We start from the raw sequence: 17146 nt of genomic DNA, 5'->3' as shown, positions 1-17146 counted from the left end.
AATAGGGGACTCCTACGGAGTCTCGTTTTGTTGTTTAATGTGTTTTCTACAAACACGGGGCTCCTAACGGAGCCTATTATGTTTTGTTAAAAAACGGGGGCCTATTAAGTTTTGTTATAAACATCATTGTAATTTTTCTACCTGTGAATATACCAGTTCTGCTACTCCGGCGGTCTTCACTCCTACTCTGGCGAAAGGCGCCGAAGACGTGACAGAAAGTGTAACAGGTGCTGAGATATCCGGGACTACCGTAACAGATCCCGCATTATTCACCTGATCTACAATATCTGTATTACCTACATACAAGGATACTGATTCCAGTGGCAGCCCTGTGTTCACAGATTCTACTGTTACTACCGCAGTAATATTCGTTGTATTCTTAGTAAAGGTGGTATTCTTCAGGATAAAATACGGCTGCACTGTTACATCCACATTGGTAGTACCTTGTACAGTAACATCCAGAGAATCTGTATTATTCTTCCAGGGACCGTTTCCCTGCCTCAACACCAGCTTGTAGGTACCATCGAACAATGAAGCAGAGAAAGTGCCATCCTGGGCCACATACACCGGTATTTTGGTGAACAGCTCAAAGCCATGCTGCCATAATTCCAGTTGTACGCCATTAGAGCGCAAACCAAGTGCTTCTTTATTATAAACCACCCTGCCTGTCAGCACAGACGTGGGCTTTTCGTAGTTATCCTTTTTACATCCGGCAATCAGTATTGCTATGAGTAATATGTACTTCATCATTGGAAAGGGTTTTTAACGATTTTAGGATTGTTGTTCAACACCGACTGATCAATAGAAGTATAGTAATTCCCGAGCTGGAAAAACCGGGGTGCGCGGAAACGCGGCGCCACCATCTTCACAAATACATATTTACCATCATGTGCAGCATCTCCCGGGCGAACCACCCTGTAAGGATATAATGCATACACCATTGCATCCGCACCGGAAGCATTACCATTCCATACCTTATCTGCCATACGCCAGCGCTTTAAGTCCCACAGGCGCTGATCTTCAAAGGCCAGCTCTACCCGGCGTTCATTACGGATACGGTCTATTGTTAAAATGGTTAAGCTGTTGACACCAAAACCAGCTCTTTCTCTCAGCGCATTAATATAGGTGAGTGCATCTCCTGTTTGTCCCAGTTCAAAAGCTGCTTCACCGGCATTCAGGTAAATTTCTCCCAGTCGGAACCAGATCCACCACATATCACTCTGGATACCACGGGTACTGGTTTTATCATTGGGATCAATATATTTTTTCAGATAAAAGCCGGTATTGGAAACTTCCTGTATAGAGCGGTGAGGGCCGGAAGTGCCCGTTAACAGCTTACCATCTGTATAAGTAGTACCAAGGTCACTTCCTTCTACTACATCGTATGCATTCCGGCTGCTGTTCCAGGCCATTACACCTGCCTGTATGGATACCTGTAATCCTTTGAAGGTAGTGCCGGGGTAGATAACCGTACCGTATAAACGGGCATCTTTATTCGCAAAAATATCTGCGACGTTATCGTAGTAAATAAAATCGCTATTATCTGCTGTACGGATTTTCAATGTCCCGTTTGTACCATCCAGGTATTCATAACTTTCCACCAGGTTGAGAGATGGCACTACAGAAGAAGAGCCCAGGTTATCTTCCCTGATCCCTCTTGCAATGTTATCATAAGAGAACCAGTGTTTTCTTGTGGGAAGCAGGTAATCTTTAACAAAGATCACTTCTTTGTTAGATGCTTTCTTCGCTATTGTTTCAAAGAAGTTCTCTCCCGGATCAGGATTGTTTTTATAAAGAGAGTATACCCCGCTGTTAATGATCTCCCTGGAAGCATCCAGTGCTTTCTGGTAATATCCGTTGGCCATAGATGCCGGGATGCCTACTTCTCCACCAGGGGTAGTAATAGGCGCCGCCATCAGGTTATTGTATTTTGCAATAGAGCCTGCATACAACATTGCCCGGCTCTTCAATGCCAATGCCGTGTATTTGTTTGCACGGGATACACTGCCATCATTCCCTAAATTATCTTTGATAGCATCTACTTCGCTGGCGATGAAATCATAGACTTCTGATTCTTTGGCACGTGGCTGTTGCAGATCTGTTACATTACCGCTGTAATCATATACGAGTTGTTTTGTTACCAGTGGCACCCCGCCCATTCTCTTCACCAGCTCGAAATAATTAAAGGCTCTTACGAAACGGAGTTCTGCGGAGAACTGTTGTTTCTGTGCAGCTGTTAAGTCCTTTCCGTACAACTCTATATTTTCGAGGGAGAGATTGATATCTCTTATTAAAGTATAATTCCACAGGTACCAGCTGTTATAATTGTATGAAGTGATGTTGTTACGGCCATCTTCATTGGATTGACCGCTCCACATGGCATCATCATAATTAGCCATGTTACGCCATTGCGCCAGACGGCCATCAGCCGCGTCGGATACGTCTACCAGTCCGGTTTCTGTGGGTAGTCTGTCGTAGAAATTAGCTAGCAGTGCTACGATCTGTTTAGGATCATTCCATACCTGTTCATCTGATATAATAGTACGGGGCTTTCTGTCGAGCCAGTCTTTCTGACAGCTCATGAACAAAATGCATATAATAAGTAGTCGTTTCATAACTGTAATGATTAAAAGGATACATTAAAACCAAAGTTGTACAAGCGTTGCTGTGGATATACCAATCCATTTACAGCACTTATTTCCGGATCTATCTCAAACTGTTTTACATTATCCAGTGAGAACAGGTTAGTACCATTTACGTATACACGCAATGCTGACAGTCCCATTCTCTTCACTAATTCTTTATTGAAATTATAACTCAGTTCCAGGTTCTTTAAGCGGATGTAGTGTACGTTGGTAATCCAGAAATCATTCACCCGGTAGTTAACGTGTGTGGTATTATCCTTGCGGATAACAGGGTATTTACCACTGATCCAATTACTGTTGGGGTTGTAAGGGTCTGCACGGTGCCAGCGGTCGGTGAGCATATATGCAGGAGAAGAACCGTTGTTCTGGAAAGGATAACGCAGTTCATAATCGCGCAGGAAAGACTGCATGGTAGCGCCGGCGAAGTCGAAACGTAGTGTGATGCCTTTATAACCTACACTTCCATTTAACCCGAAGCTCACATATGGTTGTGCGCCCTGTGCATAGCCGATAGGGCGTTGATCAAGATCATTAATGATCCCATCTCCATTTACATCTTTGTATTTAAAATCTCCGGGAAGCTCTGTGCGGTTGCCTTGTCCATCATTATCAATCTTATAATTTTTAATTTCATCTTCCGACTGGAAACGTCCATCCAGCTGATAACCCCAGGTTACATTAGACCATCTGTCTTCAATGGAGTTCCTGTATTTATCGTATGCATTACCAAAGCGTGGTTTATAGCTGCTGAGGCTTCTTAACCTTGCATAGGTAGCGTTTACAGCAATGGAGTAGTTTACTTTGCCTGCGCTCGCTGTGTAAGCGACCATGCCTTCTATACCACGGGTAGCATCTGCGTTCAGGTTCGCATTGGGTAAACCATAGCCTACTTCACTTGGTAACAACACATCGTATCTTGCAGCAGGCAGACCGGTACGACGGCGTTCGAATACGTCTATTTGTCCGGATAGTTTGTTGTTTAATACGGTGAAGTCGATACCTGCATTTAACGTGCGGTTCTTCACCCATGATAACTCAGTCACAGGCAAGCCACGCGGGCGTAAACCGATGACATAGCTACCGTTGACAACCGCACCACCCTGGTTGAAGTTATAACCGGAGAGATAACCGAAAGCATCCGGTGGTCTGTAACCACCTGGATAACTGTTATCCCGGAATCCCAGTTCACTACCGGTTTCTCCATAGGAAGCACGTATTTTCAGATCATTTACGATATTGTTTTTGAAGAAAGGTTCTTCAGAGATTCTCCACCCTAAAGAAACGCCCGGGAAGAAGCCCCAGCGATGTCCTTTTCCATAGAGGTAAGAGCCATCGTAACGACCCAGTACTTCTACCAGGTACCTGGATTTATAATCGTAGTTGATCCTTCCAATATATCCTGCTCTTGCTTCCAGGTTCCATTCATCAGATAAATAATCTTCTTCTACCAGGTATTGTGTAGGTACATAATTATTGGTTGGAATGGTATGTACGACATAGTAGGAGTTATCATAATCGGAGAGTTCATATGCCGCTACGGCAGAGATATTATGTCCCCCGAATTTATGGTTATAGCTTAACTGGAACTGGCCGTAACGGGAAGTTACATTCCTTTTATGGCGTTCGCGCCAGGGGTTCTGGTTACCAAATCCTGCTTCTGTATGATAGCTATCTGTGGCAGGATCATACTTATAGGCATCCCAGGTGTATTCAAAGCCATCAAATTCCTCATTGAGGTAATTATAAGAGTAAATCCCTTTAATGCTCAATCCGAAGTTAAAATCATACTGTGCGTTGAGGTTTACGTTCATACCTCTCCAGGTTTCATCTACATAACCGGTGATGTCATCTGTGTAAGTAGCCGGATTTACGTTCACATTATGCGTCTGGTTGATGTATTTCGGGTTATCGTTCGCATATGGACTCTCGGTAGGCCACATACTGAAGATGCTCAGGAAGGGGTTAAAATAGTCATCCAGACCAGGTACCCCTACATTGTGTCTCTTTTCCAGTCTTGCACTGATTTGTGTACCTACTTTCAGACCTTTAGCCAGACTGCTTTCCATATTCGCCTGCAGGTTGGTACGTTCAAAGTTGTAGTCTTTGATAACAGCATCCTGTTTCAGGCGACTGACAGACATATAATAATTAGAGCGCTGGGTACCACCGGACGCATTCGCGCTGATGTAATACTGAGGTACGTTGGGGCGTAATACCTCTTTATAATAGTCATAACTTTTGTATCCTTTCTCTGTACCGGCTTCCCATTTAGCCAGTTCTGCCGGGGAGTAAAGCAGTGAAGGGTCCCTGCCCAGGTTCTGTTCAGATTCTACCAGCGCCCTTACATATTGCCCTGCATTCGCCGGGTGAGGATACCGGGTAAAGTTCTGGAATCCATAATAGCCGGACATGTTGATGCTGGGTTTTTCGTTTTTCTTCCCTTTTTTAGTCGTGACCAGCACTACCCCATTGGAAGCCCTGAGACCATAAATAGAAGCAGAAGCATCTTTCAGGATGGTGATATTTTCAATATCATCCAATCCTAAGTTGTTAAAGATATCCTGTCCGGAGCCGGTGGTGTAACCAAAGGCAGTAGTACCCGTACTTCCGGTATAGGGAATACCGTCTATTACAAACAGCGGGCTACCCAGGTTACGGATCTGTATGCTGGTACCATTACCCGGACGGGAATCCGCAGAGCGGGCCGTGATACCCGGCATTTTGCCCACCAGCGCAGATGAAGTAGTGGTAGCGGGTGTCCGTATCAGATCATCCGATTTTACGGTACTTACAGCGCCTGTAACAGAGGCTTTGCGCTGGGTACCATATCCCACTACGATAATGTCCGTGAGGTTACTGGCCTGGGAAGTCATGGTGATCTGCACCCTGTTATCATTCCCCAGGGTTACTTCTCTGGATAAATAACCGATGATGCTGACAGCGACTACTGTGCCGGGGACAGCCTGGATGGAGAAAGACCCATCGTTTTTTGTCACCACTCCTTTACTGGAGTTTTTCACAGAAACAGTGGCTCCGGGAATGGGAATACCCGAGGAATCTGTGATCATACCGCTATAGGTTTTAGGAGTGCCCTGCTGCGAATATCCTTGCTGGTATACAAGAAGCAACAGCGCTAAAAAAGCGTAAAGCATTTTCATAACGATTGTTTTTATGTGTGATGGAATTTGGGTTATTATTTCCGGGTTAATACAGATTTAGGTTTACTACAATACAATCTACTACCGGTCAGTACTCCCGGCGTTTTTCATTTGCTAACGTTGAATTTCTATATGAATTTAAAATATAAATGTCAATTTAACAATTATATGCTTTGGGGGTAGAGATTCAGTTTGAATGTTATGACAGCGTAGATTGCCAGATGTTATTGATCATAAATACACTACATCTGACTGTTTAGTTCTCTGATTTAGCTTTGGAATATGGGTACAGGATTTGTTTTTCAATTTAACTTCACCTGATATTCACGTCAGATAAGGTGTATTCATTGATCAATAACATCCGGTACGAAGATTATGTAAACAAACTGAGGCACTGCTACTTTTTGAGTAGTGCCTCAGTTTGTTTATACGGAGTCACTTTTAGTTCACATCCCAGAATATTTTCGTGTCTCTTGTATCCCTGGCAGAGACAGCAGAATAATTTGCACTGTTGTACAGTTGTTCTGTAGAAGGATAGAGCAGGCGTACCGGTGGCGTTGTAGCGCCGGAAGCAGTAGCGGTAGCATATTGTAATACAGGGTAACCTGTTCTTCTTAATTCAGCCCATGACTGTCCGGCCTGCAGGATGAAGAAATGAATCCATTTCTGCGTATAGATCTTCGCCAGTTTTTCGGTAGTAGTACCACTATAGGCGATGGCCGATTGTTCCAGGTAACTGGTAATCGTGGCAGAAGAAGGTGTTGCTAATACGGACCAGCTGCCGGATCTCAGGATATGGGATTGATTGATGCCGTAGTAAAAATCAACCGACTGGGTAATACCTGTTTCGTAATCTGTCTGAGCAGTTCCCAGTCCCCATCTTTCATCTGCTTCTGCTTTCAGGAAACTTACTTCAGAAGCCGTGAACATGACGCCTGGTAAGTTATAATTGTAGTAGAAGGTAGCGGAGTCGTAGGTAGCATATCCCCCACCCTCATAGTCTGCTGTTGTTCCATTATAAGGGAAACCTTTGTATTCGCCTGAAGCGTTGGTATCCCAATATACAGCTGTACGGGGATCATCATTGGCCACCATGAGTGTATCCATCAGGTAAGCAGGCCCGAAGCTAAAGTTTGAGAATACATCATACAAATCACTTTTTAAACCACTGGGACTTTCCTGTAATTCTACGTTGTAGGTATTGTCAGAAATAAGTGGATAAGCAGATGGATCATTGAGCATAGTCGTTACTTCTGTTTTTGCAGTAGCTTCATCATAATTTGAAATACGCATCAGCAGACGAAGGCGAAGAGAGTTTGCGTAACGTTGCCATTTGGAAAGATCCCCACCAAGGACAATATCCTGTGTCTGTAATTCTTTTGTTATTACAGTAGACAAAGTAGCGGTATCGAAATAAGTGTTCAGGTCTTTGAGTCCTGTGATAAGCGTATCATACACACTGGCAGCATCCTGGAAAGGCGAATTGCTGATATCACGGGTAGCCGTATTCTGAGAGCCTGCCTGGGAAAAAGGGATATCTCCCCAGAGATCTATCATCTGTGCTGTCTGGTCATATAATACCACCTGTGCACATTTCAGGAACACCAGGTTAGCGGCTTGTTCTGAAGCAGACAATGCGGCATAGGTAGTTTGCATTTCGCGATAATTGCTCATGATACCCGGACCGTTATAGTTATAATCTGTACCACTGGAACCAGCATAGTAATCTGTCCAGCGACCTTCTGAATAAGTCAGCGAAGGGATGTACATCTCCGTAGAAGGTGCTGTTCCAACAGTTTGTGTATACAGCGCCAGCGTAGGCATGATGAAAGTATAATAATCCCAGTAAGAAGGGTGAATCCTTTTATTCAGGTACATGCCCGAAAGCAGTTTTCCCAGAGAGCCAGTGGCTGTTTTTTCCGGATTGAGGTACTCAGCATCTACCTTTTTTTTACAGGAACTGAAAGTACCTATAAGTAAAAAGAGGACGGTTATATTGATCAGAATTCTTTTCATTTTTCTTGTTTTGTTGTTGATTAAAAACGTGCCCGCAGGCTTGCACCTAAACTCCTGGTAGGACCAGCAGTACCACCATCTACACCCTGACTCAGCCAGGAAGAACCTACAGCTACTTCAGGATCTAAACCATGAGGCAATGTTTTATAGATGTAGAACAGGTTACGTCCAATCAGCGCTAATTGTAATCCCTGGAAATGCAGTTTTGAAACGATGCTTTTAGGCATGCTATAAGTGAGTGCTACTTCCCGTACTTTGATGTAGCTGTTGTTGAATACTGCCGCAGCGTAATCCCCGTTTGTTTCCCAGTCGAAATTATTCTCATAATACATGGCTGCGGTAATTACTTTGGTGTTGGCTGTACCCGCGCTTGTTACACCTTTAAGGATAACACCATCGTTGCGGGAGCCACCGGTAGCAGCTGTATACTCAGCAGTAGCATCGCTTACCACGTTGTAGGCAATACCACCATGTGCTGCGTCCCTGTATTGCAGGGTACTTTCATACATACCGGCGCCAATCTGGTAGTAGGTAGGAATGGATACCAGTTTACCACCAAAGCGGTAATCCAGTGTTACATCTAAAGCAAAGCTTTTGTAAGTAAATGTATTGGAGAAACCGCCTACTATTTTCGGCATGATGTTACCGGCGTATTCGTATGCGTTGGTATTGGTAGTATAAATACCGTTATCATTTACCAGCACATTACCACTTGCATCTTTTGTTCTTGGGTGTACATAGATATTACCTAATGCATCTCCCACGTCAGAACGAACGATCAGATAACCACCATCATAAGAAGCACTGGTTAAGTTGGTAGCATTATAAGAGAGTGCTGTCAGCTTATTCCTGTTGATAGCAAAATTGAATCGTGTATTCCAGGAAAAGTTTTTAGCAACGATTGGCGTAGCGCTGATAGCTGCCTCATAACCATAGTTAGAGATATCACCTGCATTCACCAGTTTGGAAGTAGATCCTGTAGATGCTGCAGTACTGAGGGTCAGGATCTGATCCATTACCTTGTTGTTATAGTAACTGAAATCTACTGTGATCTTGTTATGCAGCAATCTTGTTTCCAGACCAAACTCCATTTCACGTTTCTTCTCAGACTTTAATTTCTCATTCCCGAAATCGCTGCTGTTTGACTGTTGATACAACAGGTTGGATCCGTCGTAGGACACAGTAGACTGTGTATACATTACATTCGACTGGTAAAGGTTAGGGTGATTACCCACAAAACCGTAGGAAGCCCTTAATTTAGCATAGTCAACATACTTTGGCATTTTCACCACATCAGACAGGATGAAGCCTGCATTGAAGGATGGGTAAAAATAGCTGTTAGCGCCTGATGGTAGTGTTGAAGTAGATTCATAACGGGCAGTCCCTTCCAGGTATAAGAAGCTCTTATAGTTGAGGTCTAAGGTACCGAAGCTGGCTACATCCAGTTGTTCTGCGCGGGCAGATGAAGCGGACAATGCACTCGCAGAGTTAGCCAGAGAGAACCAGTTTTCTGATACAAGACCATCTACTGTTGAGATTTTATTGTAGGTATATTTTTGTCTGCGTGCGGTAAAACCACCTGTCGCAGAAAGGCCAAGGTCTTTTGTTATTTTAGGACTGTACACTAACAATGCATCACCGTAAGTAACGTTGTTGGCTCTTGATTCCACACCGTATGCACCGGTATAACCCAGTGATGCAGGCTGTGAATTATATTCTTTATCGGTAGCATTCCAGCCGGTGTAATCGCTCCCTACTCTACCCCTGAATTTCAGGTTATCCAGCAGACTTACATTTAAAGTAGCGCTATTGATGAAGCGGTTCTGATTCTCGTCGTAGCTGTTTCTGAGGTTAGTCCAGAAGTAGTCCAGTATGTTTGTAGCCCGGATATTATAGGCCAGTTTTTCATCCTGATCATAACTGCTGTTATTATAAGCAACGTATTTATATCCATCGGAAGTTTTATACTTATTCTTATAAGTATTCATATCATCGAAGCGACTGAAGAATCCGCCATAAGAGCCGAAGATAGTATTCATCACATAAGCACGGTTATGTGTAAAGTTGTTATTGTAAGTAGATACCAGGTCTACGCTTACGTTGTTACTCAGTTTTAATGTACCGTTGAAGTTGAAGTTATTCTTATTCAGATTTGTTCCCGGCATGATACCTTTGTAATCGGTGCGGGTATATGAGAAACGGAAACTTCCTTTATCGCTGGCATTGGATACCGCAACGTTCAGTGCAGAGTTGTAACCGGTTTCATAGAAGTCTTTGTAGTTGTTCTTCTGTGCGGCGTATGTCCTGCTACTGCCATCCCAATACTTTACTGTACTGTTATCGAATTTAGGGCCGAACTGGTCGTAGGCACGGTAGTAAGGATGTTTGGAACCATCGGAATCTGTTATCCATCCTGTTGCGTCTGCGATACCGTTGGTGATGTTTGTCTGTGCATCATAACCAGGACCGTATTCATTCTGATAATCCGGACTGGAAGCGAGTTTCTCCTGGCTGACAATATAATTCAGTTCCACGCCTAATCCTTTTCCTTTCACACCTTTCTTTGTAGTGATCACTACTACGCCATTTGTAGCTTCTGATCCATAGAGTGCACTGGCGCTGGCGCCTTTTAATATAGTGAGTGTTTCAATATCTTCAGGGTTGATGTCTAAAGCACCATTACCATCAATTCTTGAATTGGTAGTACCAAAAGAACCCGAAGTAAGATCGCTGTAATTCCTGATGGGCACACCATCTACTACATACAAAGGCTGTGTGCTTAATCCTACAGAAGATACTCCTCTCACCTGTACGGAAACCGCGCTGGAAGCGCCACCCGGAGCAGATACAATTTTCACACCTGCTGCTTTACCATATAAAGCCGATGCAAAATTTGAACTCCCTGTTTGTGTGATTTCCTTTGCACTGATGGTACTGACAGCATAACCTAATGCGCGTACTTCTTTTTTAATACCCATGGCGGTTACTACCACTTCATTTAATCCTTTACTGTCTGCCGCGAGTTTAACAGTAATATTATCTGTAGCAGGTTGTTCCTGCTTCAGGAATCCGATGTAAGAAAAAACCAGTATTGCATTTGATTTTGCCTGTAAGTGAAACTTACCGGCGGCGTCTGTGGTAGTACCGTTTGTGCTGCCTTTCTCCTGAACATTTACGCCAATTAATGGCATTCCTTTTTCATCCTGAACAGTTCCCGAAATGGATCTCTTTTCCTGGGCTATGGCGGCATAGGTGCATAGCAGGAACAGGACCGTACATACAATTAACGATCTTTGCATTTTTTTTGTTTGTGTTTAAGGCAATAGTTATCCCCCCGGCCTTATTGACCAGATCTTGATTTCAGTTCACTAAATAAAATACATGGGTAATTGGAAGAAAGTTACGTTTCTCTTAGATGTTAAATCATAAGCTTATTGGTTGCATGTTTACTTGCAAAAAACCGTTGTTGTGCGCTAAAATTACAGGTAAGATTAATTGGCAGGAATCTGAGGTTAAACTTATTATAATTAACAAAGTGTTAAGTTAAGAAATCCATTAATAGGGAGATTTTATCGGCGAGTGTTAGTGTTTTACATTATGGAAAGGGCTAAGGATACTCTTGTATTCTTAGCCCTTTCTTTTTATCAATTCATACTGTTAATCAGTGCTACTAATGCAGTTGCTGAAACAGGAACCGGATTAAAACTAACAGTGGTATAATTTAAGCTACCTACGGGAGCTGCTATCGTCACAAGTTTCTTCTCTGCATAAAATACACCGGCAATAGAAGAAATAGCTAAGAAAGTCCCCTGCTGACCAACAGGAATGGTATTCTGATAACTCAGGAATCCTTCAAAACCTGCTGGTGGCGTAAAGATAGTATTGTAGAACTTAATGATCGTATTCTGACCTGTAGGTTTGAAATACAGCATAGAAGGCTCTTCTCCACTATAGCTGGTTCCGGTGGCAGGATTGTAATTGGTATTAAAATAAGCCAGTACGGTTGTTTTAGGATTCGGACTGCTGGCTAACGCATCACAGTTTCTCCATTTAATCAGGCTATCCAGGCGGAAATTGAGCGTACTGGTGGTACCATCAAATAACGCATAGGCGGAACCGGGAGTAGTAACCTGTTGCCAGTCTATTCCTTTATTTGCACTTACCTGGGTAGTGATGGTGATAAACTGATTAATGTAGTCATAACCGGAAGTAGAAACGGTTACGGTGGTATCTCCGTCCCACATTGGAATTTGTTTGATGTCTACCCTGGCAGGAACCTGTACTTTGATGGCACTGTCTGCTCGTAGTTTAAGTGTAGTGGAGCCTTGCTGCGCGCGGACAAAGAACTCCCCGTAAGATACGAGAGCGTCTCCGTTCTTAGTACCGGTTTGTCTATCAGCAAAAATCATATTGGCAGGGGTACTTATTTCCTTAATAGAAATCTGCACGCTACCGGATACAGGGCTACCATCAGGTTTTATCAAAGAGTTCTTTGAGATCGTATAGGTGGTACTTGATCTCGTTTTAATCACACTCTGCTCCTGTGTGCTGATGGTAAATGTTTCAAATGCAGGACCATTTTGCCTTAGGAACTTATGCAAGGCTGCCCCGTCAGGATCAGGAGCTGCGGCGGCGATGCCGCTTTTAAGGGACAGTGGATCGTTTTTCATCTGTTTGGAGCAGGCGCCAAACAGTAGGGGCATGGAAATACAACATGCAGCTACATACATGGATTTAGTTCTCATTGGTTTTATTTAAAGATTAATAATGGGGAAACAATATTTGGGCTCTCAATATGTTCAACAATTATAGGTTTAAACACTAAATTAGTTCCTTATGCAGCAATGATACAGCAGTCATGAAATGAGTTTCAGGAACTTATTAATTCTACATCATTTCTTTGTATATGATCTATCTAGTCCTAAAATAGGTTTACACCTTAACACGTTCTAATTAATAGTCCTTTATGGCTCATAACCCGTCTATATTTGTAAAATTCGTATACCCTTATTATTCAGTAGATTCTGTTCTTTATCGGCTGCCTGTTTTCTATATTTCCCCTGTATTAATTGCCGGGTAAGCAGTTCTTCATTTCCTTTGGTATTACCACGTTAAATACTGATACAATTGTTATCCATTTTAAATACCTATCAACAATGAGAAAGACCCACTCTTTTCCCTCGGTCCTGCCAAAATTACCCGGCTGGATATTGCTTTTGCTCTTATTTACCAACGCCCATGCACAAAGCGACGGACTGCCACGCGGCGCCTATCAGCTGCCTTACGTCCGTTATGAGGCGGATAACGGCACTTTAAGCGGCGGTGCTGCATTACAGCAATCACCGCAGTTCATCCAGACAGACATCGCATCGGAAGCATCCGATCAAAAGTATGTGAGTCTGGCCGCTAACAATGCCAGTATTGAATGGACGGCCACACAATCTGCACAAGGTGTAAACCTTCGGTTTACCATGCCGGATGACAATACCGGCGCTGGCTTGACCGGCTCCCTCGGATTGTATGTCAATGGCACTAAAGTGAAGACGATTGCGCTTAGTTCTTATTGGGCGTATCAGTACTTCCCACAGGCAGATCCCGTACAAACACCTGGTGGTAAAACCTTCATGCGGTTTGATGAAGTACACTTCAGACTGGACAATGCCATTAATGCCGGCGCTACCATTGCTATTAAAAAAGATAATGGCGATGCTATTACTTATGGTGTGGATTTTATTGAACTGGAACCGGTACCAGTTGCACTACCACAACCTGCTAATTATTTGTCCGTTACAGCTTATGGCGCTGTAGCAGATGATCAGACAGACGACTTTGCCGCATTCAATGCATGTATCGCTGCTGCTGCCGCTCAGGGTAAAAACGTGTATATCCCCACAGGTAGATTCCTGCTGAGTGATAAGCTGCCACTGAATGTCAGCAATATGAAAATACAGGGAGCAGGTGTGTGGTATACACAAGTGTATTTCTCTACCGACAAACAATTCTATGGTGGTATTATGGCCCGCGCCAGTAATGTAGAGATCTCTAATTTCTCATTAAATACTATCAACAATGATCGCCTGAAATATGATGAAGCCAATCCCCGTTTACCAGGAGAAATGTATAAGACCTACAAAGGTTTTATGGGTACTTACGGATCAGGATCACGTATTCATGATATATGGGTAGAACACTTTGAGTGCGGGTTCTGGATAGCTGGATACGATCCTCCATATCCTATTGATGTGACCACAGACCTGGTGATCTCTAAATGCCGAATCAGGAATAACTATGCAGATGGTGTGAATTTCTGTCAGGGTACTTCCAATTCTGTTGTAGAGCAATCCAGTGTCCGTAATAACGGAGATGATGGTTTAGCGGTATGGCCAGCTAATGCTGCCGGTAATAATCAGACTTGCCGGAATAATATCTTCAGATATAATACGATTGAAGATAACTGGCGAGCTGGTAGTATTGCACTGTTTGGAGGTACTGGTCATGAGATACATCATAACCTCATCAAAGATGGTATAGCAGGATCTGCTATCCGCTTTACAAATGACTTTCCCGGATTTACATTCGAATATCCAGGGGATGTGATTAAAGTGTACGAGAATACCATGTCCGGTTGTGGTAGCAGCTATGACCTGTGGGACCAGAAACGCGGTGCCATAGAGTTCTATGCAGGCGGCAGCGGAATTTTCAATATGCAGTTTGATAACAATACTATTTTACGTTCCCAGCGTGATGCTATTCAGATTTATGGGAACGGTATTCATCACCTGGTATTCAACAATACTACAATTGATGGTACCGGTCTTGATCCTGTAGTACGCGATGTACCTGCGGACGTATATGGCGGATTTGGCCTGTATGTGCAGGCAGGTTCACAAACTGCCACGTTTAATAATCTGACAGTGACGAATGCGGAATCCGGTGCTTATATCAATAAAAATAACAGCTTCCAGCTCATCATCCAGAATATTAATATTCCTACTTCCGGTGTGAGCATCAAACCTGCCAATGATACTACGCTAACAACAGGACAAATACTCCAGCTCTCTGCGGATATATTACCTGTGGATGCTACGAATAAGAATGTTACCTGGAGCAGCTCCAATACAGCAGTTGCTACTGTAGATGCCAGCGGGAAAGTTACTGCGGTAGGTTATGGTACTGCTATCATTACTGTCACTACCGTCAGCGGTAACTTTACGGCTACACGTAAAGTAACGATACAGCCCGGTGTGAACGTAGTAGCGACTACTCCTGCGGCAGCTGAAGGAGGTGCTGCCGGTGTGTTCACGATCAGTACATCTTCTCTTTCACAAACTATCAATGTGAAATATACGGTTAGTGGTACAGCTTCCGGTAGCGATTATACGCCTGCTTTGAGTGGCACAATTGCACTTACAGCAGCGAATCCTTCCGCAACTATCACTATTACTCCGATAGATGATGCCAGTTTCGAAGGCCCTGAGACATTGCGGATATCCCTTATAAAAGATAGTACGTATAATCTTGGTGGTGATACCACTGCGGTGATAACTATTGCAGATAATGATAACCCGCCTTGTGTGGCACCTGTTATTGCACAGGTATCCGGTACAGTTCCTGTTATCGATCAGACGATTGATGGAGCGTGGGCGATTGCGCCAGTGAAGAATATCAGTAATGTAATACTGGGATCTCTGCCTGCTGACTATGCCGGTAAATGGCGTGCATTGTATGATAATACGAATCTCTATTTACTGGTAGAAGTAAATGATGCCACTAAATATGCAGATTCCGGGGATAGCTGGTGGGAAGATGATGTAGTGGAAATATTTATTGATGGAGATAACAGCAAAGGAACTGCGTATGATGGTATCAATGATTTCCAGCTGGGTTTCCGCTGGAGTGATAATACCGTTCATGTAGGTGGTTATTCTGTCAACAGAACTACCGGTATCAACTTTAAACAATATGCTACCACTACAGGATACAACCTGGAAGTAGCTATTCCATGGTCTACTATCGGCGTCTCTCCTTCCATCGGGAAATCATTGGGGTTGGATGTACAGATCGATGATGATGATAATGGTGGTACCCGCGATGCGCAGATTGCCTCTTTTGCGGCCAATACAACCGCTTTCCAGAACCCTGCCGTATTTGGTACTGTATACCTCACTACCTGCAATGGTACGGCTAATCAGCCCCCTGTTGTGAATGCGGGTAATGATCAGACACTGGCAGCGAATACAACGTCGGTAACCCTGCAGGGTACCGGTAGTGATCCGGAAGGCAATGCAGTGACTTACAGCTGGACGAAAGTAAGCGGTCCTGCTGTGACGTTTAGCAGTACAACTGTTGCTAATCCGGTTATCACAGGATTGACGAATAGCAGTACTTATGTATTCCAGCTGACTGTCAGCGATGGTACTTTAACCGCTGCTGATCAGGTACAGGTGACTGTTGGTACGGTGAGCAATCCAAATGCTTTAACCGCTTATCCTGCAGGTACTATTACTGTGGATGGTAATTTAAATGAGAGCAGTTGGAATCTTTCCAAATCCATTGCCAAAACTACTATAGGTTCTCCTAATAATACTGCCACTTTTGGCGTGTTATGGGATAATACTAATTTGTATGTTGGGGTGAAAGTACTGGATGCTTCATTATACAGTGATTCGCCGGATTCATGGGATAATGATGCCGTGGAAATATTTATTGATGCCAATAATAACAAGCTGAGTAGCTTTGATGGAAGGGATAACCAGTTCATTAAAGCATATAACAGCAGCACGCTTTTCAGTAAGGTAGCGGTTACAGGTGTACAACATGCCTATGCTGCTATCTCTGGCGGTTATACAGTAGAAATCAGTATTCCATGGTCACAACTGAGCCTTACTCCTGCTGCTGGTCTGACATTCGGGTTTGATGCAGGTTATGACGATGATGACAATGGCGGAGCAAGAGATGGTCAGGCAGTATGGGCTGGTACGATTAATAATTATCTGAGTACAGCTGATTATGGCACCGTGGTATTATCGTCTGCCTTACCTGCCGCTTTAGCGGTAGCTGTTGCCAAAGAAATAGTACAACCTGATATGAAGATATTGCCGAATCCGGCTGTTGACGGACGTGCGAAAGTATTGATATCAGGGAACACAACTAACGGGCATTTGTTTGTGTATGACCTGAATGGTAAACAGGTGTATACAACGAAAGCACAACCTCAGGTATTGCTGGATTTACAGCAATTACCGAAGGGGGTATATGTTGTGAAATATGTTATTGGAGATAAGAGCTTTACGAAGAAGCTGCTCATTCAGTAATATTAAAAATCGC

General features: G+C 43.5%; 7 protein-coding genes. 1 reads left to right on the top strand and 6 read right to left on the bottom strand.

Annotated elements, in window-relative coordinates:
* Window positions 1-123: 123 nt before the first annotated feature.
* From BMW86_RS27250 to BMW86_RS27225, 6 genes are all read right to left on the bottom strand, one after another.
* Window positions 124-750: a DUF3823 domain-containing protein gene (locus tag BMW86_RS27250; protein ID WP_218149240.1), complete on the bottom strand. Its 627-nt coding sequence runs from the start codon at window positions 748-750 to the stop codon at window positions 124-126.
* Complete coding sequence (locus BMW86_RS27245; RefSeq protein WP_089786159.1) at window positions 747-2615, bottom strand: RagB/SusD family nutrient uptake outer membrane protein; 1869 nt, start codon at window positions 2613-2615, stop codon at window positions 747-749. Before BMW86_RS27245 ends, BMW86_RS27250 begins: the two co-directional genes overlap by 4 nt.
* Window positions 2616-2626: 11 nt before the next feature.
* Window positions 2627-5803: a SusC/RagA family TonB-linked outer membrane protein gene (locus BMW86_RS27240; RefSeq protein WP_089786157.1), complete on the bottom strand. Its 3177-nt coding sequence runs from the start codon at window positions 5801-5803 to the stop codon at window positions 2627-2629.
* A 441-nt stretch (window positions 5804-6244) separates the two neighbouring features.
* Window positions 6245-7819, bottom strand: coding sequence for a SusD/RagB family nutrient-binding outer membrane lipoprotein (locus tag BMW86_RS27235; RefSeq protein ID WP_089786154.1), 1575 nt, complete (start codon window positions 7817-7819; stop codon window positions 6245-6247).
* A 20-nt stretch (window positions 7820-7839) separates the two neighbouring features.
* Complete coding sequence (locus BMW86_RS27230; RefSeq protein WP_089786152.1) at window positions 7840-11118, bottom strand: SusC/RagA family TonB-linked outer membrane protein; 3279 nt, start codon at window positions 11116-11118, stop codon at window positions 7840-7842.
* A gap of 345 nt (window positions 11119-11463) precedes the next feature.
* Window positions 11464-12564, bottom strand: a complete 1101-nt coding sequence (locus BMW86_RS27225) for a hypothetical protein (RefSeq protein ID WP_143056709.1) — start codon at window positions 12562-12564, stop codon at window positions 11464-11466.
* A gap of 411 nt (window positions 12565-12975) precedes the next feature.
* Between BMW86_RS27225 and BMW86_RS27220 the strand changes: the two genes are divergently transcribed.
* Window positions 12976-17133 carry a sugar-binding protein gene (locus tag BMW86_RS27220; protein WP_089786148.1) on the top strand — a complete coding sequence of 1386 codons (4158 nt, stop codon included), beginning with the start codon at window positions 12976-12978 and terminating at the stop codon, window positions 17131-17133.
* Window positions 17134-17146: the final 13 nt, after the last annotated feature.

This window comes from Chitinophaga sp. YR573 (assembly GCF_900110995.1).
In the GTDB taxonomy this organism is placed as follows: Bacteria; Bacteroidota; Bacteroidia; order Chitinophagales; family Chitinophagaceae; genus Chitinophaga.
This window is presented reverse-complemented; position numbering and strand designations above follow the sequence as displayed.

Excerpts from the sequence above, each read along its gene's own strand:
- BMW86_RS27240 (WP_089786157.1), bottom strand. The coding sequence starts at position 5,803 with ATGAAAATGCTTTACGCTTTTTTAGCGCTGTTGCTTCTTGTATACCAG.
- BMW86_RS27230 (WP_089786152.1), bottom strand. The coding sequence starts at position 11,118 with ATGCAAAGATCGTTAATTGTATGTACGGTCCTGTTCCTGCTATGCACC.
- BMW86_RS27220 (WP_089786148.1), top strand. The coding sequence starts at position 12,976 with ATGAGAAAGACCCACTCTTTTCCCTCGGTCCTGCCAAAATTACCCGGC.
- BMW86_RS27235 (WP_089786154.1), bottom strand. The coding sequence starts at position 7,819 with ATGAAAAGAATTCTGATCAATATAACCGTCCTCTTTTTACTTATAGGT.
- BMW86_RS27245 (WP_089786159.1), bottom strand. The coding sequence starts at position 2,615 with ATGAAACGACTACTTATTATATGCATTTTGTTCATGAGCTGTCAGAAA.
- BMW86_RS27225 (WP_143056709.1), bottom strand. The coding sequence starts at position 12,564 with ATGAGAACTAAATCCATGTATGTAGCTGCATGTTGTATTTCCATGCCC.
- BMW86_RS27250 (WP_218149240.1), bottom strand. The coding sequence starts at position 750 with ATGATGAAGTACATATTACTCATAGCAATACTGATTGCCGGATGTAAA.